This is a genomic window from Saccharothrix saharensis, assembly GCF_006716745.1.
GTDB classification, from domain to species: Bacteria; Actinomycetota; Actinomycetes; order Mycobacteriales; family Pseudonocardiaceae; genus Actinosynnema; species Actinosynnema saharense.
This window is the reverse complement of record NZ_VFPP01000001.1, coordinates 8180578-8205624: the sequence shown is the minus strand read 5'-3', so window position 1 is coordinate 8205624 and position 25047 is coordinate 8180578. Positions and strand designations below refer to the sequence as shown.

Annotated in this window: 25 protein-coding genes and 1 pseudogene; 18 read left to right on the top strand and 8 right to left on the bottom strand. The window is 74.2% G+C overall.

The genetic code is table 11. The features are described from left to right. Nucleotides 1-27 precede the first annotated feature (27 nt). A complete protein-coding gene (locus FHX81_RS37205; RefSeq protein ID WP_141983147.1) occupies nucleotides 28-444 on the bottom strand; it encodes a DUF6069 family protein in 417 nt (138 codons plus the stop codon). Between the two features lie 102 nt (nucleotides 445-546). Here FHX81_RS37205 and FHX81_RS37200 point away from each other — a divergent pair, with 102 nt between their 5' ends. Continuing rightward, nucleotides 547-1014, top strand: coding sequence for a MarR family winged helix-turn-helix transcriptional regulator (locus FHX81_RS37200; RefSeq protein ID WP_246108157.1), 468 nt, complete (start codon nucleotides 547-549; stop codon nucleotides 1012-1014). Nucleotides 1015-1056: 42 nt separating this feature from the next. Here FHX81_RS37200 and FHX81_RS37195 read toward each other — a convergent pair whose 3' ends face one another. Both FHX81_RS37195 and FHX81_RS37190 read right to left on the bottom strand, forming a co-directional pair. Then, the gene (locus FHX81_RS37195) at nucleotides 1057-1878 is read right to left on the bottom strand and encodes a DUF6081 family protein (protein ID WP_141983145.1); all 822 of its coding nucleotides are present in this window, start codon (nucleotides 1876-1878) and stop codon (nucleotides 1057-1059) included. Nucleotides 1879-1902: 24 nt separating this feature from the next. Beyond that, nucleotides 1903-2688, bottom strand: coding sequence for an SDR family NAD(P)-dependent oxidoreductase (locus FHX81_RS37190; RefSeq protein WP_141983144.1), 786 nt, complete (start codon nucleotides 2686-2688; stop codon nucleotides 1903-1905). 178 nt (nucleotides 2689-2866) lie between these two features. Here FHX81_RS37190 and FHX81_RS37185 point away from each other — a divergent pair, with 178 nt between their 5' ends. Further along, nucleotides 2867-3295 carry a nuclear transport factor 2 family protein gene (locus FHX81_RS37185; protein WP_141983143.1) on the top strand — a complete coding sequence of 143 codons (429 nt, stop codon included), beginning with the start codon at nucleotides 2867-2869 and terminating at the stop codon, nucleotides 3293-3295. A gap of 65 nt (nucleotides 3296-3360) precedes the next feature. Here FHX81_RS37185 and FHX81_RS37180 read toward each other — a convergent pair whose 3' ends face one another. Beyond that, on the bottom strand, nucleotides 3361-3705 hold the full coding sequence (locus tag FHX81_RS37180) for an antibiotic biosynthesis monooxygenase family protein (protein WP_141983142.1): 345 nt from the start codon (nucleotides 3703-3705) through the stop codon (nucleotides 3361-3363). Next, nucleotides 3702-4862: an acyl-CoA dehydrogenase family protein gene (locus FHX81_RS37175; RefSeq protein WP_141983141.1), complete on the bottom strand. Its 1161-nt coding sequence runs from the start codon at nucleotides 4860-4862 to the stop codon at nucleotides 3702-3704. The genes FHX81_RS37180 and FHX81_RS37175 overlap by 4 nt, the downstream gene beginning before the upstream one ends. 270 nt (nucleotides 4863-5132) lie before the next feature. On the opposite strand from FHX81_RS37175, the gene FHX81_RS37170 reads away from it, so the two are divergent. The 7 genes from FHX81_RS37170 (at nucleotide 5133) to FHX81_RS37135 (ending at nucleotide 11981) form a co-directional block, all read left to right on the top strand. Further along, nucleotides 5133-5825, top strand: a complete 693-nt coding sequence (locus FHX81_RS37170) for a hypothetical protein (RefSeq protein ID WP_141983140.1) — start codon at nucleotides 5133-5135, stop codon at nucleotides 5823-5825. A gap of 197 nt (nucleotides 5826-6022) precedes the next feature. Continuing rightward, the gene (locus FHX81_RS37165; protein WP_141983139.1) at nucleotides 6023-7297 is read left to right on the top strand and encodes a beta-ketoacyl-[acyl-carrier-protein] synthase family protein; all 1275 of its coding nucleotides are present in this window, start codon (nucleotides 6023-6025) and stop codon (nucleotides 7295-7297) included. Next, the gene (locus FHX81_RS37160) at nucleotides 7294-8511 is read left to right on the top strand and encodes a ketosynthase chain-length factor (RefSeq protein WP_141983138.1); all 1218 of its coding nucleotides are present in this window, start codon (nucleotides 7294-7296) and stop codon (nucleotides 8509-8511) included. Before FHX81_RS37165 ends, FHX81_RS37160 begins: the two co-directional genes overlap by 4 nt. A 37-nt stretch (nucleotides 8512-8548) precedes the next feature. Beyond that, the gene (locus tag FHX81_RS37155; protein ID WP_141983137.1) at nucleotides 8549-8806 is read left to right on the top strand and encodes an acyl carrier protein; all 258 of its coding nucleotides are present in this window, start codon (nucleotides 8549-8551) and stop codon (nucleotides 8804-8806) included. Beyond that, nucleotides 8803-9753, top strand: coding sequence for an aromatase/cyclase (locus FHX81_RS37150; RefSeq protein ID WP_141983136.1), 951 nt, complete (start codon nucleotides 8803-8805; stop codon nucleotides 9751-9753). Before FHX81_RS37155 ends, FHX81_RS37150 begins: the two co-directional genes overlap by 4 nt. Nucleotides 9754-10192: 439 nt before the next feature. Further along, a complete protein-coding gene (locus tag FHX81_RS37140) occupies nucleotides 10193-10921 on the top strand; it encodes an SDR family NAD(P)-dependent oxidoreductase (protein ID WP_141983135.1) in 729 nt (242 codons plus the stop codon). Nucleotides 10922-10949: 28 nt separating this feature from the next. Then, entirely contained in the window at nucleotides 10950-11981 is a 1032-nt protein-coding gene (locus tag FHX81_RS37135; protein WP_141983134.1) for an LLM class flavin-dependent oxidoreductase, read from the top strand. On the opposite strand, the gene FHX81_RS37130 is transcribed toward FHX81_RS37135, so the two are convergent. Continuing rightward, on the bottom strand, nucleotides 11935-13095 hold the full coding sequence (locus tag FHX81_RS37130; RefSeq protein WP_141983133.1) for a Cmx/CmrA family chloramphenicol efflux MFS transporter: 1161 nt from the start codon (nucleotides 13093-13095) through the stop codon (nucleotides 11935-11937). The genes FHX81_RS37135 and FHX81_RS37130 overlap by 47 nt on opposite strands. Before the next feature lie 494 nt (nucleotides 13096-13589). Here FHX81_RS37130 and FHX81_RS37125 point away from each other — a divergent pair, with 494 nt between their 5' ends. The 5 genes from FHX81_RS37125 to FHX81_RS37105 all read left to right on the top strand — a co-directional run bounded on the left by FHX81_RS37125 (nucleotide 13590) and on the right by FHX81_RS37105 (nucleotide 18213). Continuing rightward, complete coding sequence (locus FHX81_RS37125; RefSeq protein ID WP_141983132.1) at nucleotides 13590-14435, top strand: alpha/beta hydrolase; 846 nt, start codon at nucleotides 13590-13592, stop codon at nucleotides 14433-14435. Nucleotides 14436-14524: 89 nt separating this feature from the next. Next, the gene (locus FHX81_RS37120) at nucleotides 14525-15322 is read left to right on the top strand and encodes an SDR family NAD(P)-dependent oxidoreductase (RefSeq protein WP_141983131.1); all 798 of its coding nucleotides are present in this window, start codon (nucleotides 14525-14527) and stop codon (nucleotides 15320-15322) included. Continuing rightward, on the top strand, nucleotides 15319-16551 hold the full coding sequence (locus FHX81_RS37115; RefSeq protein WP_141983130.1) for an aminotransferase class I/II-fold pyridoxal phosphate-dependent enzyme: 1233 nt from the start codon (nucleotides 15319-15321) through the stop codon (nucleotides 16549-16551). The genes FHX81_RS37120 and FHX81_RS37115 overlap by 4 nt, the downstream gene beginning before the upstream one ends. Continuing rightward, nucleotides 16548-17480 (top strand): diiron oxygenase, encoded by a 933-nt coding sequence (locus tag FHX81_RS37110; RefSeq protein WP_141983129.1) that lies wholly within the window; start codon nucleotides 16548-16550, stop codon nucleotides 17478-17480. The genes FHX81_RS37115 and FHX81_RS37110 overlap by 4 nt, the downstream gene beginning before the upstream one ends. A 37-nt stretch (nucleotides 17481-17517) precedes the next feature. Then, a complete protein-coding gene (locus tag FHX81_RS37105; protein ID WP_170232310.1) occupies nucleotides 17518-18213 on the top strand; it encodes a tryptophan 2,3-dioxygenase family protein in 696 nt (231 codons plus the stop codon). Nucleotides 18214-18217: 4 nt separating this feature from the next. On the opposite strand, the gene FHX81_RS37100 is transcribed toward FHX81_RS37105, so the two are convergent. Then, complete coding sequence (locus tag FHX81_RS37100; RefSeq protein WP_141983127.1) at nucleotides 18218-19912, bottom strand: HAL/PAL/TAL family ammonia-lyase; 1695 nt, start codon at nucleotides 19910-19912, stop codon at nucleotides 18218-18220. 309 nt (nucleotides 19913-20221) lie between these two features. On the opposite strand from FHX81_RS37100, the gene FHX81_RS37095 reads away from it, so the two are divergent. Next, complete coding sequence (locus FHX81_RS37095) at nucleotides 20222-21700, top strand: cellulose binding domain-containing protein (protein WP_211363669.1); 1479 nt, start codon at nucleotides 20222-20224, stop codon at nucleotides 21698-21700. A gap of 24 nt (nucleotides 21701-21724) precedes the next feature. On the opposite strand, the gene FHX81_RS37090 is transcribed toward FHX81_RS37095, so the two are convergent. Next, entirely contained in the window at nucleotides 21725-22687 is a 963-nt protein-coding gene (locus tag FHX81_RS37090; protein ID WP_141983126.1) for a hypothetical protein, read from the bottom strand. Nucleotides 22688-22893: 206 nt separating this feature from the next. Here FHX81_RS37090 and FHX81_RS37085 point away from each other — a divergent pair, with 206 nt between their 5' ends. The 3 genes and pseudogenes from FHX81_RS37085 (at nucleotide 22894) to FHX81_RS42745 (ending at nucleotide 25040) form a co-directional block, all read left to right on the top strand. Further along, entirely contained in the window at nucleotides 22894-23706 is an 813-nt protein-coding gene (locus FHX81_RS37085; protein WP_141983125.1) for a cupredoxin domain-containing protein, read from the top strand. Then, a pseudogene (locus FHX81_RS43110) lies at nucleotides 23699-24031 on the top strand (multicopper oxidase domain-containing protein); the annotation flags it as partial. The gene FHX81_RS37085 and the pseudogene FHX81_RS43110, both read left to right, overlap by 8 nt. An 82-nt stretch (nucleotides 24032-24113) precedes the next feature. Then, the gene (locus FHX81_RS42745; RefSeq protein ID WP_281291770.1) at nucleotides 24114-25040 is read left to right on the top strand and encodes a multicopper oxidase family protein; all 927 of its coding nucleotides are present in this window, start codon (nucleotides 24114-24116) and stop codon (nucleotides 25038-25040) included. Nucleotides 25041-25047 lie beyond the last annotated feature (7 nt).

Sequence of the window (25047 nt, the reverse complement as noted above, 5' to 3'; positions counted from 1 at the left end):
TCCGGCCCGCCGCGGCGGGGTGTCCGGTCAGTGCCGTGCCCGTGCGGTCCGGCGCAGGCCGAGGACCAGGACCAGGGCGAGCGACAGGTGGACCAGGCCGAGCAGCAGGCGTTCGGCGACGGTGAAGCCCGGCATGTAGGGCAGCGTCCCGAGGAACACGACCACCGCGACGGTGGTCCAGATCGTCAGCGCCCGCCTGCCCGCGAACCGCTCGAGCAGCGCCAGCAACGCCCAGCCCGCCAGCACGGCCGCGACGGCCGTGGCGATGACCGGGACCGGTTCGAGCGCGGTGCGGGACGAGGAGCCGAAGCTCTCCGGGACGGTGATGTCGAACCCGAACGCGTAGGTGATGAGCGCCCAGAGGACCACCGGGGTGGCGACCGCCGTCACGGCGACGACCGCGCGGTCGCGCCGCCTGGTGCTCCGGGCCTGGGTGGTGGTCATGCGCGCCTCCGTCGACTGCCCTGCGCAAGTAGGTGAGTTTGGCAAATATATGCGCAACGCAGGTAAATCGCAATGCGCATACTTTCGGGTAACCTGGCCGCCATGGACGACCCGTCTCTGGCCCTCATCGAGCACGCGCTGGGTCGGCTGCGGCGCAACCAGGTCCGACGCAGCCTGGGCCGGATCTCCGAGGAGCAGCCCGCCGCGCGCGTCGACCTGAGCCTGATCCCGGTGCTGTACGCGGTGGAGGAGGGCGCGGAGACCGACAGCGAGGGGGTCACCGTCGGGCTGGTCGCCGACCGGATCGGCCTCGACCCGTCCCGGGCCAGCCGGATGGTCGGCTCGGCGATCCAGGCGGGCTACCTGGAACGGGTCGCCTCGCAGACCGACGGCCGGCGCATCCAGCTGCGCCTGACCGGGGAAGGCGCCGACCTGGCCCGCCGCGCCCACCTGTTCCGCCAGGCCTTCCTCGGCCAGGCGATCGCCCACTGGTCCGACCGGGACCGCGCCGAGCTGGCCCGCCTGTTCAGCCGCTTCGTCGAGGACCTGTCCAACACCGACCCCTGCTGACCACCCGGTGGCGCGGGCGGGGCTTCGCCCCGTCCGGTGTCCTCAAGCGACGGTCACGCGGGCGTGGCGGGCGCGCAGGCGGGCCCCCTGGCCGAACAGCCGGTCGGTGAACAGGCCGAAGCCCAGCGCGAGTTGGCGCGGCAGCACTTCCGACTCCGGGCCTTCCTCGTCCTTCTTCAGGTACTCCGGGTCCAGGCAGCGCAGCCCGATCCGGTCCACGGCCAGCACGTCGGCCCCGTCCAGCCGCCACCGCACCACTGCCCGGTCGGCGTCGAGACGCACCTCGAAGTCGTGGAACCGGTCGGGCTCGCGCACGGCCACCGGGACCGCGTACGAGAACGCCGCGTGCGTCAGGCCCGGCCGGGGCAGCCGCTCGTAGAGCGCGTACACCCGCCGCCTGGTCAGCACGAAGTCGAACACCAGGCCCGACTCCAGGTCGACGCAGATCATCCCGGCCATCCCGAGCCGCAGGTCCGAGTCCGGGTCGACGCCGGCACCGAGGTCGTGCTTGTCCAGCCCGAAGAACTGCGCCGACATCGCCATCGTCGCGCCGAACCGCGACCCGGGCGCCACGTCGAAGCCGGACCAGCCCGCCGCCGACGTGCTCGCGGCGAACGCCGCCCACCGGATGTGCTCGGTCGGCCCGTCCGTCGCGGGCCGGGCGAACGCGGGCTCGCCGGTCACCGGGTCGACCCCCGGCGGCTCCACCACCACGCCGTCCGACGAGGTCCGCACGACCCCGTCACCGGCCGGCAGGGCACCGGACGGGCGGACCCGCCACCGCGCGTCCGGCCCCTCGTGGCGGAACCCCGCGCTGAAGTCGTCCTGGAACGCCACCCCGTCCTCGACGGTGTGCTCGATCATGGTCTGCTCCTCCGCCGTCCGCGATCAGTAGTTGCCGAGCCCGCCGCAGACGTTGAGCGCCTGCGCGGTCACCGCGCCCGCGTCCTCGCCGATCAGGTACTCGACCATCGCGGACACCTCGCGCGGCTCCACGTAGCGCCCGATCGGGACCCTGGTGGTGATGCGGGCGTGGGTCTCCGCCTCGTCGACGCCCCAGATGCCCGCGTAGTGCGTGCGGACGCGCTCGGCCATCGGCGTCTCCACGAAGCCCGGGCACACCGCGTTGACCGTGATGCCGGTCTTGGCCAGTTCCAGGCCCCACGCCTTGGTCAGGCCGACGACGCCGTGCTTGGACGCCGAGTACGGCGCGCCGTGCAGCACGCCCTGCTTGCCGCCGGTGGACGCGATGTTGACCACGCGCCCGGAGTCCCGCCCGAGCATCCCGCCCGCGGTGAGGACTTCCTTGGTCACCACGAACACGCTGTTGAGGTTGGTGTTGATGACGTCGAACCAGACGTCGTCCTCGATCTCGGCGGTGATCCCGCCGCCGTTGCGGCCCGCGTTGTTGACCAGGACGTCGATCGGTCCGAAGCGCTCCACGGCCGCGCGCACGAGGTCGCGCACCTGCGCCGGCACGCTCACGTCGCAGGCCCGGCCGTCCACGTCCAGGCCCTGTCCGCGCAGCTCGTCGACGGTCTTGGTCACGACGTCGTCGTGCCGGGCGCAGATGTAGACGCTCAGGCCCGCGCGGGCCAGGCGCCGGGCGATGTCCAGGCCGATCCCGCTGGTGGCGCCGGTGACCAGGGCCACCCGCCGGGTCTTGTCCGCCATGTCGTCTCCTCCGTTGCCGGTGCCGTAGCCCGCGATGGCCGAATGCTGGCCGGACCGGCTCGACCGCCGGTCGAGCACGCCTCGACGCGCGGCGGCACGGGCCGGGCTCGAGCGGGCGTCGAGCCGCGCGGTCCACCGTGGGCCGGCCGACAGACCCGCTGCCCGCAGGAGGAGCCGCATGCCCACCACGCAATCCCGCACCGACCTCTACGCCGAGGTCCAGCAGTTCTACGCACGGCAGATGCAGCTGCTCGACGGTGGCGCGTTCGAGGCCTACGCCGACACGTTCACCGAGGACGGCGAGTTCCGGCACACCCCCGGCCGCGAGCCCGCCCGCACCAGGGCGGGCATCAGCACCGAGCTGCACGAGTTCCACCGGCGGTTCGACGGCGACCCGGTGCAGCGCCGGCACTGGTTCGGCATGATCGACCTGGAGCCGCAGGACGACGGCAGCGTCCGGTCCACGGTGTACGCGCTGGTGATCACCACCCGGCCCGGTGGCAAGCCCGACATCGCCCCGAGCTGCGTGGTGCACGACGTGCTCGTGCGGGTGGACGGCGAGCTGCTCAACCGGTCCCGCCGGGTCGAGCACGACCAGCTCCCCTGACCCGCACGAACGCGGTGGCGGCGACCGGTCGGGTCGCCGCCACCGCGTTCGTGCTCGTCGGGTCGCTACGCGGGCGCGGCGGTGATCGACCTCGCCAGCGTGTACCCCACCATCTCCAGCTTGTCGACGCCGTCGATCGCGGTGATCGCGGCGCGCAACGAGCCCGCGTCCGGGTTGCTGCGGAACGACTCCCGGTAGTCCTCCTCGCTCGCCCACTGCGCGTAGTTGACGATCCGGGAGCCGTCGAGGCTCACGTGGTAGTTCGCCGAGACGAACCCGGGCCGGTGCCGCACCCACTGCTCGACCTCGCGCGAGAGCAGGTCGAGCAGCGGCGCGTGCGCGGCCGGGTCGCTGACGTCGATGGTGACCAGGGCGACGAAGCCCGCGTCCGACCGGCTGACGTCGATCATTTCCCCTCCGGGGTGTCGTGGTCGGCCAGCAGTCGACCGGCGTACGCGGCGGCCGCCGGCTCGAACTGGAGCACGATGTGGCTGGACGCGGCGTTGGCGTCGCGCCAGAAGCGCTGGATGGCGTTCGTCGAGGACTGGCCCGACGTGCCCGCCGCGCGGAACAGCCGGTTCACCGCCGTGACGAGCAGGTCGACGGCGAACGCGCAGTCGCGGGTGTTGCGGGCGACCAGGTCGGGTGGGACGGCGCCCCGGTCCGCGACGCCCGCGGCGCGTTCGAGCAGCAGTTGCGCCGCCTCGACCTCGGCCGAGGCGCGGGTCAGCGTCAGCTCGTGCGTCTGCGGGGTGCCGGCGGCGACCCCGTCGCGGGCCGGTGCGTTGCGGGTCTTCTCCCGGATGTACCCGGTCCACGCGGCGAGCGCGCCGCGGGCCGCGCCCAGCACGGGTGCGGCGAAGGACAGGCCGTTGGCCGCGCGCAGCGGTGTCGCGTGGCACGGCGCCGTCGACCCCGCCGACCGGCCGGCCGCCAGCCGGTCACGGCTGAACGACCGCGTCGCGGGCACGAACACGTCCTCGAGCACGAGGGTGTTGCTGCCCGTCCCCCGCATGCCCACCGAGTGCCACGTGTCCTCGATCCGGTACGCGGCCCGGGGCACGGCGAAGAACCTCGCCTCGGGCGCGCCGCCGGTGGCGGCCATCGCGCACACCAGCGCCCAGTCGGAGAAGTCGACCGCGCTGACGAAGCTCCACGTGCCGGAGAGCCGCCAGCCCCCGTCGACCGGTTCGGCCCGGCCGATCGGCATGAGCGCGCCGACGATCAGCGCGTCCGGTCCGTCCGACCAGAGTTCGGCCTGGCCCTCGACGGGCAGGAAGGCCGCCATGCGGCCCAGGCTCGCGGTCAGCGAGGCGAACCAGGCGGTCGACGCGCAGGCCTCCCCGACGGCGGCCACCGCCCGGGTGAGGTCGAGGAAGTCGCCGTCGCGGCCCTGCCACGCGGCGGGCACGAAGTGCCGCGCGAACCCGGCGTCGAGCACGGCGCGCACGACGTCCGGGTCGAGCCGCCGGTCCGCCTCGGCGCGGTCGGCGCACCGGGCCGCGACGGCGGCGACCTCTTCCGTCGCCGTGGTCAGGCTGTCCTGTGTGAGCGGGTGGTCCAGCACGCCTGCTGCCTCCTTCGCCGGTCGCTGGTGTCTGGCGCCGCAGCGTGGCCGGCCCCGCTCGACGCCCGCTCGATCCCGGCTCGGCCACGCGGGCACGACCCCCGTTGGACCGGCGGTCGAGCGGCGTTCGACGAGGGCCGCCTAGACAGTCCCCGGACCGCGGAGGTCGCCGTCGGCCGGGCCGCGCCCGCCCGGCCGACCGGTCGCCGCGCCACCACATCCGCGCCACCACATCCGCGCCACCACATCCACGACAGCAGAGGACGACGAATGACCCTTCAGTCGAAATGGGCCACCCGCGTGGTCGCCGTCGGCGCCATCGCGCTCGCGGGCATCCTGCCGATCGGCACCACCACCGCCGGCGCCGACCCCTCGACGCCGGACGGGGCGGGCATCGCCCGGCTGGCCGAGGCGAGCTACGCGAGCACGCAGGTCACGGTCGACTACGGCTGCCTGGTGACGTTCCCCGGCGGCAGCGCCACCATGCCGTACAGCCTCACGTTCAAGGTGACCGCGCCGAGCTCGGTGCCGCCGAAGGGCCTCTTCGGCATCGCGTTCGACCCGCCGGTGATCACACCCAACCCGACGTTCCAGAGCGACGTCCGCGACGTCGAGCTCCGGTTCCGGCTGCCCTCGAACGCGTCGCTGCTCGGTTACGTCCTCTACGGCGGCAGCAACCTCAGCGGCGCGACGACCGTCGAGCGCAAGGGCGACGTCCTGGTGCTCAAGGCCGCGGGCCCGTTCACCGCGAACGTGCCGTTCGACCTGCCCACGCTGGCCGTCGGGCTGGTCGCGGGCAGCACCGGCGTGGCGCGGTCCGCGACCGGCGGCACGAGCGTCGACAACCCGTCGTTCCGCTGGGTCCGCAACAGCGTGACGCCGGGCGACCCGCCCAACACCCTGCGCCCGCTGCTGTGCGAGCCGCCCGCGCCGGTGACGCTCTCCTCCACCGCGATCGGCTAGCCGCCGGGTGGCGCGGGCGCCGGGAGCGATCCCGGCGCCCGCCCCTCGACCGCGTCGCACACCGGTGTTCGAGTCGCGCCCGAGCAGGGCCCGGCACGCTTCGCCCACCACCGCGGGGAAGTCCACCGACCCACGCCGTCCACATTCGACACGAGAGGTGCCGAGATGCTTCGTTCGACCAACACCGGGGGCGACCGATGACCCGCCGGGTCGTGATCACGGGGATCGGTGTGCGCGCACCGGGAGGAGCGGGCACGGCGCGGTTCTGGGACCTGCTGACCTCCGGCCGCACGGCGACGCGCCGGATCTCGTTCTTCGACCCGTCGCCCTACCGCTCCCAGGTCGCGGGCGAGACCGACTTCGACGCCGTCGCCGAGGGCCTGAGCCCTCGCGAGATCCGCCGCATGGACCGCGCCGCGCAGTTCGCCGTGGTCTGCGCGCGCGACGCCGTGCGGGACAGCGGGCTCGACGTCGGCGCACTCGACCCGCACCGGGTCGGCGTGTGCCTGGGCAGCGCGGTCGCCGCCGCCACCAGCCTGGAGAACGAGTACCGCGTGCTGTCCGACGACGGCGCGAAGTGGCTGCCGGACCCCGAGCACCTCTCGCCGTACATGTTCGACTACCTGGTGCCGAGCGTGATGCCCGCCGAGGTCGCCTGGACCGTCGGCGCGGAGGGCCCGGTGACCATGGTGTCCAACGGGTGCACGTCCGGGCTCGACTCGGTCGGCCACGCGGTCGCACTGATCCGCGAGGGCAGCGCGGACGTCGTGCTGGCGGGCGCGTCGGACACCCCCATCACGCCGATCGTGGTGGCCTGCTTCGACGCGATCAAGGCGACCAGCACCTACAACGACGACCCGGAGCACGCCTCCCGCCCGTTCGACGGTTCCCGCAACGGTTTCGTGCTGGCGGAGAGCGCGGCCATGTTCGTCCTGGAGGAGTACGAGAGCGCGCGTCGCCGTGGAGCCCACGTCTACGCGGAGATCTCTGGGTACGCCACCCGCTGCAACGCCTACCACATGACCGGCCTCAAGACCGACGGCCGCGAGATGGCCGAGGCGATCCGGGCGGCGCTCGACGAGTCCAGGGTGGACGGCACCGCCGTCGGGTACATCAACGCGCACGGCTCCGGCACCAAGCAGAACGACCGGCACGAGACGGCGGCGTTCAAGCGCAGCCTCGGCGAGCACGCCCGCCGCACGCCGATCAGCTCGATCAAGTCGATGGTCGGGCACTCGCTCGGCGCGATCGGCTCGGTGGAGATCGCCGCGTCCGCGCTGGCGATCGAGCACGGCGTGATCCCGCCGACCGCGAACCTGCGCACGCCCGACCCGGAGTGCGACCTCGACTACGTGCCGCTGGTCGCCCGGGAGCAGCGGGTGGACACCGTGCTCACGGTCGGCAGCGGGTTCGGCGGCTTCCAGAGCGCGATGGTGCTCCGCCGCCCCGGCGCCAGGGGGGCGGGCGCGTGAAGGTCCACGTCACCGGACTCGGCGTCACCGCGCCGAACGGCCTGGGCGCGGAGGCGTACTGGGACGCCACGCTCGCGGGCCGCGGCGGCATCGGCGAGATCACCCGGTTCGACGCGTCGGCGCTGCCCGCGCGGTTGGCCGGGCAGATCCTCGACTTCGACGCCGCGGAGCACATCCCGAGCCGGCTGCTGCCCCAGACCGACGTGTCCACCCGGTTCGCGCTCGCCGCGTCGGAGTGGGCGCTGGCCGACGCGAAGGTCGACCCGACCGCGCTGACCGACTACGACATGGGCGTCGTGACGTCCAACGCGTCGGGCGGCTTCGAGTTCACCCACCAGGAGTTCCGCAAGCTGTGGTCGCGCGGCTCCCGGTACGTCAGCGTGTACGAGTCGTTCGCCTGGTTCTACGCGGTGAACACCGGCCAGATCTCGATCCGGCACGGCATGCGCGGCCCGAGCAGCGCGTTGGTCGCCGAGCAGGCGGGCGGGCTGGACGCGATCGGGCACGCCCGGCGCACGGTCCGCCGCGGCACGCCGCTCGTGGTCACCGGCGGTGTCGACTCGGCGTTCGACCCGTGGGGCTGGCTGTCGCACCTGTCCAGCGGCCGCGTCAGCACCGCCACCGACCCGCGCCGCGCCTACCTGCCGTTCGACGCGGCCGCGCGCGGGTACGTGCCGGGCGAGGGCGGGGCCATGCTGGTGCTGGAGCGGGACAGCGCGGCCCGCGACCGGGGCGCGCACCGCGTCTACGGCGAGATCGCCGGGTACGCGTCCACGTTCGACCCGCCGCCGGGTTCGCCGCGCCCACCGGGGCTGCGCCGTGCCGCCGGGCTGGCGCTGGCCGACGCCGGGCTGACCCCGGCGGACGTGGACGTGGTGTTCGCCGACGCCGCCGGCGTGCCCGAGCTCGACCGCGCCGAAGCCGACGCGATCACCGCCGTCTTCGGCCCGCGCGGCGTCCCGGTCACCGCGCCCAAGAGCCTGACCGGCCGGTTGTTCTCCGGCGGCGGGCCGCTCGACGTGGTCGCCGCGCTGCTGTCCCTCCGCGACGGCGTGATCCCGGCGACGGCGGGCACCGCCGACGTGCCGGACGACTACGGGCTCGACCTGGTCCACGGCTCGCCCCGGGAGGCCCGGGTCGCCACGGCCCTGGTGCTCGGGCGCGGCCGTTGGGGCTTCAACTCGGCGGTCGTGGTCACCGCCGTACCCGGCTGAGACCTCGGCCGGGCCCATCGACTGCGAGGAGTGAGAGATGAGCACCATGACGATCGACGACCTGCGCACCATCCTGGTCAGCTGCGCGGGCGAGGAGGAGAGCGCGGACCTGCGCGCCGACATCACCGACGTGCCGTTCAGCGACCTCGGCTACGACTCGCTCGCGCTGATGGAGACCGCGGCGCGCATCGAGCGGGACTTCGGCATCAGCCTGCCGGACGAGGTGATGGTCGAGCTGGAGACGCCCCGCGCGCTGCTCGACCTGGTCAACGACAACCTGGCCGGGGCGAAGTGAGCGCGGCGCGCCGGCACACCGAGCACACCCTGGTCGTCGCCGCGCCCGCGGAGAGCCTGTACGCGCTGGTGGCGGACGTGACCCGGTGGCCGGTGATCTTCGCACCCAGCCTGCACGTGGAGCACCTGGAGCGCGGTGAGCGCGAGGAGCGGTTCCGGCTCTGGGCGCTGGTCAACGGCGAGGTCAAGTCCTGGACCTCGCGGCGCGAGCTGGACGGGGCGGGGTTGCGGATCACGTTCCGGCAGGAGCGCGGCCAGGCGCCGGTGGCGTCCATGGGCGGCGCCTGGCGGTTCACCCGGCTGCCCGGCGGGCGCACCGAGGTGGTGCTGGAGCACGACTTCACCGCCGTGGACGACGACGCCGACGCGCTGGAGTGGATCACCCGGGCGGTGGACCGCAACAGCCCCGTCGAGCTGGCCGCGCTCGCCCGGATCGCCGAGCAGGACCACCCGGTCGACGACCTGGTGTTCTCGTTCAGCGACGTGGTCCGGCTGCCGGGGGCCGCGGCGGACGCCTACGCGTTCGTCCACCGCTCGGACGCGTGGCCCGACCGGCTGCCGCACGTGCGCCGGGTCGTGCTGCGGGAGGACGAGCCGGGCGTGCAGCACATGGAGATGGACACGGTCACCGCGGACGGCTCGGCGCACACGACCGAGTCCGTCCGGCTGTGCTTCGAGCCGTCGTCGATCGTCTACAAGCAGTTGGTGCCGCCGAAGCTGCTGTTCGGGCACAGCGGTTCGTGGGCGTTCGAGGACACCGCGGACGGCGTCGTGGTCACCGCGCGGCACACGGTGGCCATCAACCCGGACGCCGTGCCCGAGGTGCTGGGCGAGGGGCGGACGGTGGCGGACGCCGCGGCGTACCTGCGGGAGGCGTTGGGGCGCAACAGCCGGGCCACGGTGAGCCGTGCGGGTGCCCACGCCGAAGCGCGGCACCCGTCGTCGTGAGGTGGGACGACGGGAACACCGCACCCCCACGACGAGAGGCGACCATGGGCATCTCCACCGCAGCCGAGACCGACTACCCCCGGTCGGGCCCCCACCGCGAACTGCCGGCCCGGATCGCGACCGCGGGCCGCGACGGCCTGCCGCACGTGTGCCCGGTCGGCTGGCGGCTCGACCCCGAGGTCATCGGGATCGGCGGCCACGGCATGGCGCAGAGCAAGGAGTGGCGCGACGTCGGCCGCACGCACCGGGCCGCCGTGGGTGCCGCGCGGCATCGAGGTCCGGGGCCGCGCCGAAGCGGTCGACGGGCCCGAGCCGCTCATCCGCATCCACCCCGGACGGGTGACGTCGTGGGGCATCGACGGTCGGCGCGACTCGCGCGCGACCGGGTAGCACCGGAGGTCCCGGACCGACCGGGCTCCGCGCAGGCAGGAGGTTCGTCGTGACCGACAAGAGGGTCGCCATCGTGACCGGCTCGTCGTCCGGCATCGGCAGCGCGGTGGCGCGCCGGCTCGCCGGGGAGGGCGTCCGGGTCGTCGTCAACTCGGTCCGGTCGGTCGAGGCCGGGCGGCGGCTCGCCGAGTCGCTGCCCGGCGCCGTCCACCACCGGGCGGACGTCGCCGTGGAGGAGCAGGCGCGCGGGCTGGTCCGCCGCGCGGTCGAGGAGTTCGGCCGGCTGGACGTGCTGGTGAACAACGCCGGCGCGACCCGGCGCATCCCGCACGCCGACCTCGCCGCCGTGACGCCGGAGGTGTGGCGGGAGATCCTCGGCCTCAACGTCGTGGGCACCTGGCAGACCTCCGTGGCGGCGATGCCGCACCTGCGGGAGTCCGGCGAGGGCTGCATCGTCAACGTGTCGTCGGTGGCCGGCAGCAGGCCCGCGGGCAGCTCCATCCCGTACGCGGTGAGCAAGGCGGCCATCGAGCACATGACCCGGCTGCTGGCCAACACGGTCGGCCCGGAGGTCCGCGTCAACGCCGTCGCGCCCGGCCTGATCGAGACGCCGTGGACCAAGGACTTCACCGAGATCGCCGAGATGACCAAGCGGGTGACCCCGTTGCAGCGGGTGGGGCGGCCCGAGGACGTCGCCGAGGCCGTCCTCGGCCTGGTCGACGCGCGGTACGTGACCGGGCAGGTGCTGCTGGTCGACGGTGGCGCCCACCTCGTCTGACGACTCCGGCGACCGGAAGGGGGAACCGATGGAGCTGGGTGTGAACCTGGTCTACCAGGGCGCGGGCGAGTTGGCGCGGGAGGCCGAGCGGTTGGGGTACGCCATCGCGCTGGCGCCGGAGGGCTACAAGTCCGACGCGCCGAGCGTGCTGGGGTACGTGGCGGCGCGGACCGAGCGGATCGCGCTCGCGTCGGGCGTGATGCAGGTGCCGGGGCGGACGCCGGCCATGGCCGCGCTGACCGCGGCGACCCTGGACAGCCTGTCCGGCGGGCGGTTCCGGCTGGGCCTCGGCGTGTCGAACCCGGACGTCGCCGACGGCTGGTACGGCGCGGCGTTCGACCAGCCGCTCGCCCGGACCCGCGAGTACGTCGAGATCGTGCGGGCGGCGTTGCGCGGCGGCCCCGTCCACCACGAGGGAGAGCACTACCCGCTGCCGCGGTCGGGGTCGACGCGGGCACCGCTGCACCTGTTCACCGAGCCGTTGCGGGCGGACCTGCCGGTGTACCTCGCCGCCGTGGGGCCGAGGAACCTGCGGCTCGCGGGCGAGGTCGCGGACGGCTGGATCGGCGTGTTCACCTCGCCCGAGCGGGTCGAGTCCGCGGTGGCCGAGATCGCCGCGGGGCGGGCGCGCGCCGGGCTCGGCCTGGACGGGTTCGACGTGCTGCCGTGCCTGGCGACGTCGTTCGCCGACGACCCGCGCGACGCCGCGGACGCGTTGCGCGGGCAGTACGCCTACCTCCTGGGCATCGGCGACCCCGAGCACAACTTCTACTGCAAGATGGCCGTGCGGCTCGGTTTCGCGCAGGCGGTCGCCGACCTGCACGGCCACCTCCGCGCCGGTGACCGCGCCGCGGCGGCCGCCTGCCTGCCGTTCGAGTTCATCGACGCGACGTCGCTGGTCGGTCCGGTCGACCGGGTGGCGGGCCGGATGGCGGACTACGCGGCGGCGGGCGTGACCACGTTGGGGATCATGGTCTCGGCCGCCGCCACGACGTTGGCGGGTCGCCTGGACATCATCCGGCAGGCGGCACTCGCCCTGGAGCGCTCCGGACGGGGATGACCGACACGACGAGGGCGAGCGCGACCAGTGCCGCGCTCGTCCACAGTGGACCGGTGGGCCCGGCGCCGAGGGTGGTCGCGGCGAGGAGCGGTCCGGCGGTCGCGCCGACGTTGAGCGCGGCGGTGGCGTAGGAGCCGGCCATGGTCGGCGCGCCGGCACCCTCGTACAGGACGCGGGCGATCAGCGTGCCGCCCAGCGCGAACGACAGCGTGCCCTGCGCGAGCACGAGCACCAGCAGGGCGGCCGGTTGCTCCGCCGCGGTGGCCAGGGCGACCCAGCCGACGGCCAGCAGCGGACCACCGACCGCGACCACCGGGCCGGGACGCCGGTCGGCCGCGCGGCCGGCGATCGTGACGCCGAGGAACGAACCGACGCCGAACAGCACCAGCACGACGGGTATCCACAGCTCCCCCAGCCCGGCGGTGCCGGTCACGACGGGGGCGAGGAAGGTGAACGCGGCGAAGGTGGCCGCGTTCACCAGCGCCCCGAGCACCATGACCCGGACCAGCCGGGGCCGCCGGAGCTGCGCCACCTCCTGCCGCAGGGGCGGGCCCGCGGTCCGCTCCCCGGTGCGCGGCGGGACGGTCCGCAGGATGCCGAGGGCGGCGGGCAGGCAGAGGGCGGCGACGGCCCAGAACGTGGCACGCCACCCGAGCAGCGCGCCCAGCACCGCGCCGCCGGGCACCCCGGCGATCGTGGCCACCGTCGTCCCGGACAGCAGCACGGCGAGCGCCCGCCCCTTCCGGTCGGGTGGGACCAGCGCGGTGGCGGTCGTCAGCGCCACGGCGAGGAACCCCGCGTTCGCGAGCGCCGCCACCATTCTGGTCACCACCAGGACGGGGAAGCTCGACGTCGTCGCGCCCACGACGTGGGCGGCCAGGAACGCGAGCACGAACCCGAGCAGGCCGAGCCGCCCGGGCCGGTCGCGGGCGAGCGCCGCCATGAGCGGCGCGCCGACCACCATGCCGACCGCGAAGGCCGAGGTGAGCGTGCCCGCCGTCCCGACGGTCACGTCGAGGTCGGCGGCGAGGTCCGGCAGGAGGCCGGCGAGCATGAACTCCGAGGTGCCCATGGCGAACACGGCCAGGGCGAGCAGGTACAGCGGAAGAGGCATCGAGTGGGCTCCGAGGTGGGAGAAGCACGGCAAGGGCCTTCTCGGCACCGCGGTCGGCTCCCTGAGCGCACACCCGTCCGGCCGTCGCGGTGCGACGGAACCGGTGTCCTCAGTGGTGCAGGGGGCTGACGGCGTGACCGAAAGCCCCCACCGTGTCCGCCTCGGGACTCGACATGGACCCCACTCTAGCCGCCGGCAGTCGGGTCGTGAGCGGGCGGTCGGGGCAGGGGGTCGGGGCAGGGGGTCGGGATTCGGCACCCCGCAGCTTCCGCACGGGTCCGGCGCACCGGGCGTCCGGTGGGTGGCCGTCGTAGCGGGACGGCCCTGTTTGCCCTGGTCGTCCCGCAAGTCCGAGTCGGGCCGACGGGCCGCGCACGGCGACGGGCGGCCCGCGGTGCGGGGCCGTCGTCCGGCCGAGCACCGGCTGTGTGTCCGGTTAGGATCGCCGCCGTGATCAACACCTTCACCCGGGGCGCGGTCGGCGGGCAGGGCCGGTGAGCGAGGGCGGGTTAGCCGCGGCCCGTGCGGGCCGGCTCGACCGCGATTACCTGCCCGGCTTGGGCGTCCCCTCGGTCCAGCCGTACCTCGACCGGTACGCGGACCGGTCCGCGGCGGCACGGGCGGAGCTGGCCTGGCGGACGGTGCCGTACGGCGCCGATCCCGCCGAGCGGGTGCACTTCTTCCCCGCGCCCCGGCCGAACGCGCCGTTGGTCGTGTTCGTGCACGGCGGTTACTGGCAGCTGCTGGACGAGTGGTCGTCCGCCTACGGCGCACCGGGGTTGGTGGCTTCCGGGGCGGCCTTCGCGGCCGTCGGGTACCCGCTCGCCCCTCGGGCGCGCGTGCGCGGGATCACCGAGTCGGTGCGGGAAGCGGTGCGGGCGCTGGTCGACGACGCCGAGGGCCTCGGTGTCGATCCCCGGCGGGTGGTGCTGGTCGGCCACTCCGTCGGCGCGCAGTTGGCCGGCATGTGCCTGGTCGGGCCGGACCCGGTGCCGGCGGCCGGCGCGGTGCTGCTCAGCGGTCTCTACGAGCTGGAACCGTTGCGGCACACCAGCGTCGGCGACGAGGTCCGGCTGTCGGCCGACGAGGTCGCCGAGTGCGGGCCGGCCCGGCACCTGCACGCCGGGCTCCCGCCCCTGGTGCTGGCCAGGGGTGTCCACGAGCCGGCGGGCTTCGACGCGCAGCAGCGGCTGGCCGCCGGACGGGCCGCCGCGCTGGGGGTTCCGGTGACCGAGCTGGTGGTGCCCGACCGCAACCACTTCGACCTGCCGCTCGGCCTCGGCGACCCGGACGACCCGGTCGGCGGTGCGGTGCACGCGCTGGCCTTCGCCACACCCTGAACCGGCACGTCCCCGATCCGGCACACCCCGGACCCGGCACACCTCGAACCACGCACGGCGAACGAGCCGACCACCGACAGGAGACAGTGATGCGGACCGTCCTGGTGACCGGCGGCTCCAGCGGGATCGGCCGGGCCGCCGTCGCGCGGTTCGCCACCGCGGGCGACCGCGTGTGGTTCACCTACCGCAGCGGACGCGACCGGGCCGAGCGGATCGTCGCCGAGCACGCCGCGGCGGGCGCCGAGGTCGTGGCGTTCCCGTTCGAGCAGGGCGACTGGGTGTCGCACCAGCGGCTGGCGGCCGAGCTGCCCGGTCCGGTCGACGTGCTGGTCAACAACGCCGCCGTCGGCTCGAAGACGGTGGAGTCGCAGGTCGACGGCGAGGCCGAGCAGGCGGCCGCGTTCTTCCGGGTCAACAGCCTCGGCCCGCTGTGGCTGGCGCAGCAGGTGCTGCCGGACATGCTGCACCGGGGCGGCGGCGTGGTGGTCAACGTCGCCAGCGTGGGCGGCGGCATCGCCACGTTCCCCGGCTTCCACGTCGCCGACGGCATGAGCAAGGCGGCGCTGACCTACCTGACCCGCCACCTGGCCGCCGAGCTGGCGCACGAGCCGGTGCGCGTCTTCGCGGTGTGCCCCGGCGCGGTGGACACCGAGATGCTGCGCGCCAGCACGTTCGACGGGCTCTCCCCCGAGGCCCGTGACGCCCTGCTGGCCCGGTTGCCCGGCGGCCGGCTGATCCGGCCCGACGAGGTGGCCGAGCTGATCCACTGGCTGGCGCAGCCCGCGGCGGCGCTGCTGCACGGCGCGGTGATCGACGCGTCGATGGGCCTGGGCGCGCACCCCGGCCTGCTCACCGGTCCCGCGGCCGAGCGGAGCGCGGTCCGATGACCTCCCGCGCCGCCGCCCGGCTCGCCGCGGGCGCGCCCGTCATCGCCACCGCCCACTTCGAGGCCGAGGCCGACCCGTTCCACCCGGTCGACAACCCGTCCGGGCACGTGAACCTCGGCACCGCCGAGAACCGGCTGCTGGAGGACGTGCTCCAGCCGCTCCTCACCGCCCGGCGGACTCCGGTCGACACGCGTTACGGCCTGCCGCACGGGACCGCGCCGCTGCGCGCCGCCGTCGCCCGGCTGCTCGGCGGGACGTGGCACGCCCCGGTCGACCCGGACGACCTGGTCATCACGGCGGGTGCCACGGCGGCGCTGGACATCGCGGCCACGGTCACGTGCGACCCGGGTGACGTGATCGTGGTGCCCGCTCCCTACTACTCCGCGTTCGCCGGTGACCTGACCGACCGCTCCGGGGCCCGGCTCGCGCCGGCGCCGATGAGCCCGGACACCGGTTTCGCGCTCGACGTCGACGTCATCGACCGGACCGTGCGCGAGCTCCGCCGCCAAGGCGAGACCGTGCGCGCGGTGGCGCTCAGCTCGCCCGCCAACCCGCACGGCGCGGTGTACCCCGCCCCGGTGCTGCGCGACCTGCTGCGCGTGGCCGCCGAGCACGACCTGGACGTGATCAGCGACGAGATCCACGCGCACTGCGCGTTCGGTCCCGAGCCGTTCGTCAGCGTGCTGGACCCCGCCGTGCTGGGCCCCCACGCCGACCGGGTGCACGTGATCTGGGGGTTCGCCAAGGACTTCGGCCTGTCCGGGCTCAAGGTCGGCGTGCTGCGCCCCGCCCGGCCGACCCGGGACGCGGCCCGCGCGCTGGCCTACTTCGCCACCGTCTCCACCGACACCCAGGCCCTGCTGTGCGACCTGCTGTCCGACGGGGAACGGGTCTCCGCGCTGCTCGCCGAGAACGGCCGCCGGCTGGGCGGGTCCCACGCGCACGCCTCGGCCCTGCTGACGGCACACGGCATCCGGCACGTGCCCGCGAGCGCGGGGCTGAGCATCTGGCTCGACCTGCGCGACCGGCTCGACGAACCGACGTTCGCCGCCGAGGACCGGCTGTGGCGACGGACCAGGGCGGCGCGGGTCAACGTCCTGCCCGGGTCCGCGTTCGGCGCGCCCGGACCCGGCTGGTTCCGGCTGTGCCACGCCGTGCCCGCCGACCTGGTCACCACCGGCATCGACCGCCTGGCCACGGCCACCGCACCGTCGAGGAGCACCCCATGAGCAGTCCGTTCGCGTCCTGGTACGAGACCGCCGGCGTGCGCGGCGGCGCGCGCCGGCTCTTCCACGACGAGACCGACCAGGGCAAGGTGTTCTACCCGGCCCAGCACATCCCGCACCTGGCGCACGAGGCGGTGGCCGCGCTGCCCGACCGGGCCCGCCGAGACCTCTCCATCCGCCACCTGTACCAGTTCCTGCTGTCCACGGCGCACCTGGAGACCAGGATCGTCAACCGGGCCGCCGAGCTGATCGCGAACAACCGGTCGGGGGTGGACCTGCCGGTGCAGGCCAGGATGGACGCGTTCAAGGTCTACTGCGACGAGGGTTACCACTCCCTCTACAGCCTCGACCTGGCCGACCAGATCGCCCGCGAGACCGGGGTGCCGCTGCCGCCGTGGGACTACGGCGGTTTCGTGGACGCACTGGAGGACGCGGGCGCGCGGCTGCTGCCCGACACGCCCGCCGTGGTGCCGCTGCTCCAGGTCGTGGTCTTCGAAACGATGATCACGGCGGTGCTCAACGAGATCCCGAACGACCCCACCGTGCTGACCGTGGTGCGCGACCTGACCCGCGACCACGCCAAGGACGAGGGCCACCACCACCGGTTCTTCGCCGACTTCTTCCACCGCCTGTGGACCCAGCTCGACCCCGGCCTGCGCGCGCCCGTCGCCCGCGCCCTGCCCGAGCTGGTCAAGGCGTGCCTGAACTGGGACGTCAAGCCGGTGCGGGGCGCGCTGCGGCTGGCGGGCCTGGACGACGACACCGCCCGTGCCGTGGTCGCCGACTCCTACGGCCCCGGTGCCGGTGACGCCCGCGCCGCCCACATCTGCCGGGCCACCGTGCGGGTGTTCCGGTCCGCCGGCGTGTTCGAGGTGCCCGGGGCCGAGGAGGAGTTCGCCGCGCACGGCCTGCTGCTGCCGGCCAACGGCTGAGGCCGCGGTCACCGTCACCGAAGGGAGGAGCACCGCCGTGACCCTGGACTACTCGGGTTACCTGTGCCTGGACGCCCTGCTGTCGTTGCAGCGGCCGCAGGCGCCCGCCGAGGTGTCGGACCGGGAGTCGGACGCGGTCCGCTCGGCCGAGCACCTGTTCATCGTGGTGCACCAGGCCAGCGAGCTGTGGCTGGCGCAACTGCTGCTGGACCTGGACGTCGCCGCGAGCGCCCTGCGGCACGGCTCGACGGGCGCGGCGGCCGAGCACGTGGAGCGGGCGGCCGCGCTGTTCGGGGTGCTGCGGGCCCAGCTGGACGTGCTCGACCGGCTGCCGCCGGCGTGCTTCGCCCGGTTCCGCCCCTACCTGGGCACGGCCAGCGGCGCGCAGTCCCGCCAGTTCGCCGCGCTGGAGCGGGTGCTCGGCTTCGGGCCGACCGAGGGCCCGCTGGCCACCGCCCTGGCCGACGCCGTCGCCGCCGCGGGCGTGACGCTGCCCGAGGTGTGGCGGTCGGGCGGACCGTTGCGCCGGGTGGCCGAGGCGATGTCCGCCGTGGCGCGCGGGTACCGGGACTGGCAGGCCGGGCACCTGGCCGTGGTGCGGCGGATGCTGGGCGACCAGCCGGGCACCGGCGGCACGGCCGGTGCGCGCCACCTGGCGAGCCGGGTGCGGTTGGCGTTCCCCGACCTGCACGCCGCCCGGCGCGAGGCCGGGGACACCGTCCCGACGGCCTGACCCGTCAGGCCGCGCACCTGTTGTGCTCCGGGGCGAGCGCGGCGCGCACCTCCCGGCCGAACTCGCCGCCGCGCACCAGGTCGGTCGCCCGTTCCAGGTCCGGGGTGAGGTACCGGTCGTCGGCCAGGGGCTCGATGTGCCGCCGCACCACCCGGTGCAACCGGTCGGTGCCCGCGCCCAGCGGGAACGCGGCCATCCTGTCCTTGATCAGGTCGATGCCCTGGGCCGCCATCAGCACGTGCACGGCCAGCACCGTCTCCAGGCGGTCCAGGTCGGCGTGCAGGGCGCGCACCGACGCCATCGCCATCGTGTTGTGGTCCTCCTGCCCGAACTTCGCCGGGCGCGACAGCGTGCCGGCGGGCGTGGCGAGCTGCTGCATCTCCGGCACCAGCGCCACCGCGACGGACTGCACCTGCACCATGCCGGAGTTCAGGCCCACCGCTCCCCCGGCCAGGTTCGCGGGCAGGTCGTAGCTCCACTTCTCGGCCAGCAGCCGCGCGGACAGCTCCTGCGACAGCACGCCCAGGTCGGTGACCTGCGCGGTGAGCGAGTCGATCTCGTGCCCGAGGAGGGCGGCGTCCCAGTTGCCGCCCATGACGAACTCGTGGCCGCCACCCGCTTTCGGGAACACCAGCGGGTTGGAGGTCGAGGCGTTGGCCTCGCGCTCGACGTGGCCGCGGGCGTCGGCCAGGCGTTGGCGCAGCGCCCCGACGACGTGCGGGGTGGCGCGGACGGACACGGCGTCCTGGATGCGCGGTCCCTCCTCGCCCAGCGCTTCGCGGCCCTCGTCGGTCATCCAGCCGGTGCCGCAGACCAGCGCCCTGGTCACGCGGGCCGCCTCGACCTCGGCGGGGATGCGCCGCTCGTCGTGGGTGCGGGCGTCGAACGCGCCCTGCTCGGCCCGGGTCGCCTCCAGGAACAGCGCGAACGCGCCCTCGTAGGTGTCGACCAGCCGTTCGGCGCGCACGACGGCGTCGACGTACCGGGCGGTGACCACGCTGCTGCCGCTGATCAGCGGCAGCGCCTCGCCCTGCTCCAGCCGGAACGACGGCGGGAGGCCGGCCGCGGCGAGGATGTCCGGCGCGGGACCTTCCCGTCCGGCGAAGCGGGCGGGCGCGGGTTCGCCGGTGAGCACCAGGCCGGCCGCGGCCATCGGCTGGAGGTCGCCGGTGCCCAGCGACCCGATCTCCGGCATCCGCGGCGTCACGCCCGCGTTGACCAGGTCCAGGATCCGGTCGACGAACTCCGGCCGCACGCCCATCGCGCCACGCGCCATCGTGTTGGCCCGCAACACCAGCGCCAACCGGGCAACCCGGTCCGACAGCGCGGGCCCGACGCCGGCCGCGTGCGAGCGCAGCACCCGGCGCTGGAACTCCACCCGGTCGACCTCCGGCAGCGGTTCGTCCTTCAACGGGCCCAACGCCTGGTTCCACCCGTACACCCGCTGCCCGGCCGCCAGCGCCGCCTCCGCGCCCCGGCGGGTCTCGGCCATCCGCTGCCGGGATCTCAGTCCCAGCCGGACGGTCACGTGGTCGGCTTCGAGCACCTCCACCAACCGCGCCCAGGTCAACGAGTCGCCGTCCAGCTCCAGCACGGCTCCCGACCGACTGGTCACGACCTCGGCAGGCGTGGCGGCCGTGCTCGACACCGTGACCGCGCCGACGGCGAGGACCACCAGGAACCGCCATGAGACCGGCATCTCGCGCTCCTCCGTCGTACCCGATCCGCGTCCCCCGATGCTGGCACCGGGAGCCGTACGGGGCCGGATCTGCGCGGCCGAACCGAACCATCGGGTGACGGGGTCGCCGCGGTCCGCCCGGTCCCGCCCCACGGGCGAGCCGCTCGTCAGTCCTCTGTGGACCTCAGGGCGGTTCGCGGGTGGTGCCGCGCCACCCACCAATCGATACGCGACCGCAGCCGTACCCGCCCTGACCCTTCTCGATGCGCAACATCTTCGTTACCGTCTTCCGGGAGCGCTCCCAGACAACGATGCCTTGTGGAGGTCCAGGTGCACAGCACGCGTCATCGGTCCCGGCCGGCGGTCGCCGGCGCGGTCGTCACCGCGGTGGCCGCGGCCCTGACCGCCACGGCCGTCACCCACGCGCCCGCCCAGGCGGCCACCGGCTGCCGGGTCACCTACCAGGTGGCCAACCAGTGGACCGGCGGCTTCAACGCGAACGTGACCGTCACCAACCTCGGCGACCCGGTGCCGAGCTGGCGGGTGGCGTGGTCGTTCGCCGCGGGGCAGCAGGTCGCCCAGCTCTGGAACGGCGCGGTGCGCCAGTCGGGCGCGCGGGTCGAGGTCGACAACCTGAGCTGGAACGGCCGGCTCGCCACCGGGGCGAGCGCCGCGTTCGGCTTCAACGCCTCGTGGACCGGGTCCAACCCGGTGCCCACCGAGTTCACGCTCAACGGCACCGCGTGCACCGGCTCCACCGTCACGACGACGACCACAACCACCACCACGACCACACCTCCGGCGGGCGACGTCCTCAGCCGGACGCACACCGTGGGCCGGGTCCGGGCCACCGAGGACACCGCCCGCTACACCTGGCCGGGCATCTACTTCGAGAGCCGGTTCCGCGGCACCGGCGTCGGCATCGTGCTCAACGACGCCGCCAACGACTACGACGTCCAGGTCGACGGGACCACCGTGGCGTCCCTGATCACGCCCGGCCGGACCACCCGCTGGATCACCGGGCTGACGAACGCCGAGCACACCGTCCGCCTGGTCAAGCGCACCGAGAGCCCCTGGGCCGCGGGCGAGTTCGGCGGGTTCCTCCCCGCCGCGGGCGGCCAGGTGCTGGACAAGCCCGCCGCCCGCACCCGCCAGATCGAGTTCATCGGCGACTCGCTGACCGCCGGCTACGGCAACCTCTCCACCACGCGCGACTGCTCGGCGAACGGCGGCGTCGACCGCAACACCAACACCGACCTGGCGTTCGGCGCGCTGACCGCGCGCGGCCTGGGCGCCGACTACCAGGTCAACGCCCACTCCGGCCGCGGCATGGTGCGCAACTACAACGGCGGCGAGCCGGGCACCTCGTTCCGCACCTACTACGACCGCGGCCTGCAGAACGTCACCGGCGACGTGTGGCGCAACCCGGACACCTGGCGCCCGCAGCTCGTCGTGGTCGGCCTGGGCACCAACGACTTCTCCACCGCCATCAACCCCGGTGAACCGTGGACGCCGGAGAGCCTGGCCACCGCCTACAAGACCGCGTACCAGGGCTTCCTGGACAAGCTGCGCACCCAGTACGGGCCGGACACGGTCATCGTGGTCAGCGCCACCGACCTCTTCGCCGACACGGCCCGCCAGGTGGTGACCGATCGCAACGCCCGCGGCGACGACCGGGTCCGCTTCTGGAACTACGACAACCCCGGCCTGGACCGCCTCGGCTGCGACTGGCACTTCTCCCTCAACGACCACCGCCTGATCTCGGGCCTGCTCAAGGACTACATCGCCACCCTGCCGATCACCTGGTAACGCCCAAGGCGGACGGAAGCCGCGTCATTCGCAGCCCTCGCGGTCGTTGTCGGCGTCGAGCCGGTACACGTCCGGCCCGATGACGGTCACGGGCCCGCGCACATACGCGGGCCCGTCGCCGGAGCCGCCCTCGCAGTCGACGTCGTCCGCGATCGGCACGCAGGGCGTGTAGCTGGGATGACAGCCCTGGTCGGGTGCCGGCGGCGGCGGTGCTTCGGTTCGCGGCTGCGGCGGCGGCGGCGGCTGCGGTTGGGGTTGGGGTTGGGGTTGGGGCTGCGGCTGCGGCTGCGGCTGCGGTTGGGGCTGCGGCTGCGGCTGCGGTTCGGGCTGGCGCTGTGGCGGCGGTGCCGGTTCGACGGTCGTCGTGGTGGTCGTCGTGGCCGTGGTTGTGGTTGGCGCGGTGGTGGAGGTGGTGGTCCTGGGTGGCACTGCGGTCGTCGGCGTGGTGGTGGTCGTGCGGGCCGCAGCCGTGCTGAGCGGATCAGCTGAGTCCGTTGTGGACTGTCTGCTATCCACGAGGTTCCCGATGATGCCGAACACGACCACCACGGCCCCGGCGGCGATCCACATCGGACGCCGTGACCTCTTCCGCACCGGAGGGGCGAAACACCCAGGGGGCACGACACCCGCCGGGTCACGCGGCAGGTAGACCACGATCTCGTGACCCCGCTCGCCGACCTGGACCACCGCCTCGCAGCCCGGGTGGCCGCCGGCGTCGATCACCGCCCCCATCAGCTCCGCGTACCGCCGTGACATCAAGTACGTCAGCTCGCCGACCCGCCGGCCGTCCAACCGGACTTCGATGGCGTACTGACCCCGGTACCGGCCGGTGGTGATCGTGCACCAGGTCAGGGCGACCACGACTCGCCAGTTCCCACCCGGCGCGACGGCGTACCTCGCCAGCCACGCCTGGTGGTCCTCCTCGCCGGTGACGACGACCGGGACCTCGGCCTTCAGCACGAACAGGCCTGCTGCAGGGTCCTCCACGAGGCACCCCCTCACACGGAACGGATGTACCCGGTCATCGGCGCGGTTCAGCCAGCCGTTACCACATCCCGAGATTGACTGAACACTCACATGGGCGCACACGGCACCTTCTCAGCCTTATAGAGCCAGGCTTGACAACGGCGCAGGCTTGACGGTGAGCTGTAGCCGTAGTGAGTGACTAATCAATCACAGATCCGGGAGCCGTCATGACCGCCCCTGCCGTCGAACGCCGAACAACGTCCCCGACCACCGCGCTCGCCGCCACCTGCGTCCTCGCCGTGGCGAACGCCGTCGCCTTCCTGGTCCTGGCCGGACAGCCGAACCCCGCGATGGCGGCCGTCTCGGTCTTCCCCCTGCTCGCGGCCGTGCTGCTGTGGCGAGGTGCGCGGGTGGCGCCGGTCGTGACGATCGCGGTGGCGGTGTCGGTGGTGTTCTTCCGGCCCGTCGACCTCGCGTTCGACCTGGTCCGGCCCGCCGACGTGGCACCGTTCGCGGTGGCTGCGGCGATCGTGTCGGCCGCCGGGGTGGCGGTCGTGTCGTCGTTGGTCCTGGCGTTGCGCCCGGCCGGGGGTGCCGGTGATCGGCTCGTCGGGGTGGGCGGTGGCGCGGCCGTCGGGGTGGCGCTGGCGGCGGCACTGGTGGTGGTGTGGCCCCAGTCCGACGACACCGCGTCGCTGACCGACGAGCAGATCGCCGCGCTGCCGACCGTCGACCTGGCGAACTTCCGGTTCTCCCCCGCCCAGCTGCGCGTCGGCCGGGGTCAGCCGGTGGCGTTCAGGTTCACCAACGACACCGACGACAACCACACCTTCACGATCACCGGGCTGGGCGTGGACGTCGAGGTGCCCAGCGGCCGCACGCGGATCACCGTGGTGGACGCCGCGCCGGGCCGGTACGCGGTGCACTGCGCGGCGGGTGACCACCGCGAGAAGGGCATGGTCGGCCGGTTGACGGTCACCGAGGACGCGCTGACCGCCGCCACCCACGAGGTGGAGACCGGGGCGCACCACCATGGCTGAGCGGACGGTGTCCCGCCGGACCGCGCTGATCGCGGGCGGCCTGACCGCGGTCGGCCTCGTCGCGGCCGGTGTTCCGCTGCTGCGCGCCACGCCCGCCGGACCGGCCGACGGCCCGGCACTCCCCCGACCCACCACCCTCCCGCTGCGCGTGGGCCCGGACGGCGTGCTGCGCGGTGAGCTGGTCGCCGCACCGGCCGGGAACTCCCTGCGCTACAACGGTTCCGCGCCGGGCCCGCTGGTCAAGCTCCGCGAGGGCGACCGGGTCCGGCTGGAGTTCCGCAACGACCTCGACGTCGACAGCAGCCTCCACCTGCACGGGCTGCCCCTCGCACCCGCCGTGGACGCACCGCTGACCCACCAAGCCCCCGGTGCGACGAGCGCGCAGGAGTTCGTCGTGCCCGGGGGGTGTGGCCGGCACCTACTGGTACCACCCCCACGCGCACGGCGATGTCGAACGACAGTTGCTGGCGGGTCTCGCCGGGCCGGTCGTCGTCACCGGCGCGACCGACGACCTGCTCGAGGCGTGCGACGACCGGCTCCTGATGATCACCCGCACCGGCGCCGACCTCCGCGTCGCCGGCGTCGTCCGGCCCGTGCTCACGCCCACCGCCGGCCGGACCCGGTTGCGCCTGCTCAACGCCACCGCGGGCGACCACCTGCTGGTCGGCGTGCTGCGGTCGGGCGACTGGACGCCCCTGCACCTGGTCGCGACCGACGGCGGGTTCGTCACCGAGCCGGTCGAGGTCACCGAGGTCCTGCTGGCCCCCGGTGAACGCGCCGAGGTGCTGGTGGACACCAGCACGGCCGGGCGGCTGGAGCTGACCGCGCTGCCGTACTCGGTCTACGGCCCGGGTGGGGCGACGAGCACCGCGCTCCGGCTGGCCGCGCTCGACGTGCCATTGGGCCTGACCCCGGTCCCGGTGCCCACCCGGCTGGGCGAGGTGGAGGCGTTGGACGAGACCGCGGCCGTGCGCCGCCGCCGGATCGCCTTCGGCGGCACGGGAACCGACCACTTCACGCTCGACGGCAGGACGTTCGACCACCACCGCGTGGACCTGGAGGCCCGCCTGGGCACGCTGGAGGTGTGGGAGGTCGTCAACGAGCACACCACCGACCACCCGTTCCACCTGCACAGCTACCCGTTCCAGGTGCTGCACCGCGACGGCGTCCCGGAGCCGCTGCGGGCTTGGCGCGACACCGTCAACGTCCCACCGGGCGGCACCGTCACGATCGCCGTCCCGTTCCGCGGCGAACCGGGACGCACGGTCTATCACTGCCACATCGCCTCGCACGAGGACCTGGGCATGATGGGTGTGCTGGACGTCGTCGTGTGAAGCTCGT

Bases quoted from the DNA above. Each gene is read 5' to 3' on its own strand.
- FHX81_RS37205 (WP_141983147.1), bottom strand. From the start codon at position 444: ATGACCACCACCCAGGCCCGGAGCACCAGGCGGCGCGACCGCGCGGTC.
- FHX81_RS37200 (WP_246108157.1), top strand. From the start codon at position 547: ATGGACGACCCGTCTCTGGCCCTCATCGAGCACGCGCTGGGTCGGCTG.
- FHX81_RS37195 (WP_141983145.1), bottom strand. From the start codon at position 1,878: ATGATCGAGCACACCGTCGAGGACGGGGTGGCGTTCCAGGACGACTTC.
- FHX81_RS37190 (WP_141983144.1), bottom strand. From the start codon at position 2,688: ATGGCGGACAAGACCCGGCGGGTGGCCCTGGTCACCGGCGCCACCAGC.
- FHX81_RS37185 (WP_141983143.1), top strand. From the start codon at position 2,867: ATGCCCACCACGCAATCCCGCACCGACCTCTACGCCGAGGTCCAGCAG.
- FHX81_RS37180 (WP_141983142.1), bottom strand. From the start codon at position 3,705: ATGATCGACGTCAGCCGGTCGGACGCGGGCTTCGTCGCCCTGGTCACC.
- FHX81_RS37170 (WP_141983140.1), top strand. From the start codon at position 5,133: ATGACCCTTCAGTCGAAATGGGCCACCCGCGTGGTCGCCGTCGGCGCC.
- FHX81_RS37165 (WP_141983139.1), top strand. From the start codon at position 6,023: ATGACCCGCCGGGTCGTGATCACGGGGATCGGTGTGCGCGCACCGGGA.
- FHX81_RS37155 (WP_141983137.1), top strand. From the start codon at position 8,549: ATGAGCACCATGACGATCGACGACCTGCGCACCATCCTGGTCAGCTGC.
- FHX81_RS37135 (WP_141983134.1), top strand. From the start codon at position 10,950: ATGGAGCTGGGTGTGAACCTGGTCTACCAGGGCGCGGGCGAGTTGGCG.
- FHX81_RS37130 (WP_141983133.1), bottom strand. From the start codon at position 13,095: ATGCCTCTTCCGCTGTACCTGCTCGCCCTGGCCGTGTTCGCCATGGGC.
- FHX81_RS37120 (WP_141983131.1), top strand. From the start codon at position 14,525: ATGCGGACCGTCCTGGTGACCGGCGGCTCCAGCGGGATCGGCCGGGCC.
- FHX81_RS37115 (WP_141983130.1), top strand. From the start codon at position 15,319: ATGACCTCCCGCGCCGCCGCCCGGCTCGCCGCGGGCGCGCCCGTCATC.
- FHX81_RS37110 (WP_141983129.1), top strand. From the start codon at position 16,548: ATGAGCAGTCCGTTCGCGTCCTGGTACGAGACCGCCGGCGTGCGCGGC.
- FHX81_RS37100 (WP_141983127.1), bottom strand. From the start codon at position 19,912: ATGCCGGTCTCATGGCGGTTCCTGGTGGTCCTCGCCGTCGGCGCGGTC.
- FHX81_RS37085 (WP_141983125.1), top strand. From the start codon at position 22,894: ATGACCGCCCCTGCCGTCGAACGCCGAACAACGTCCCCGACCACCGCG.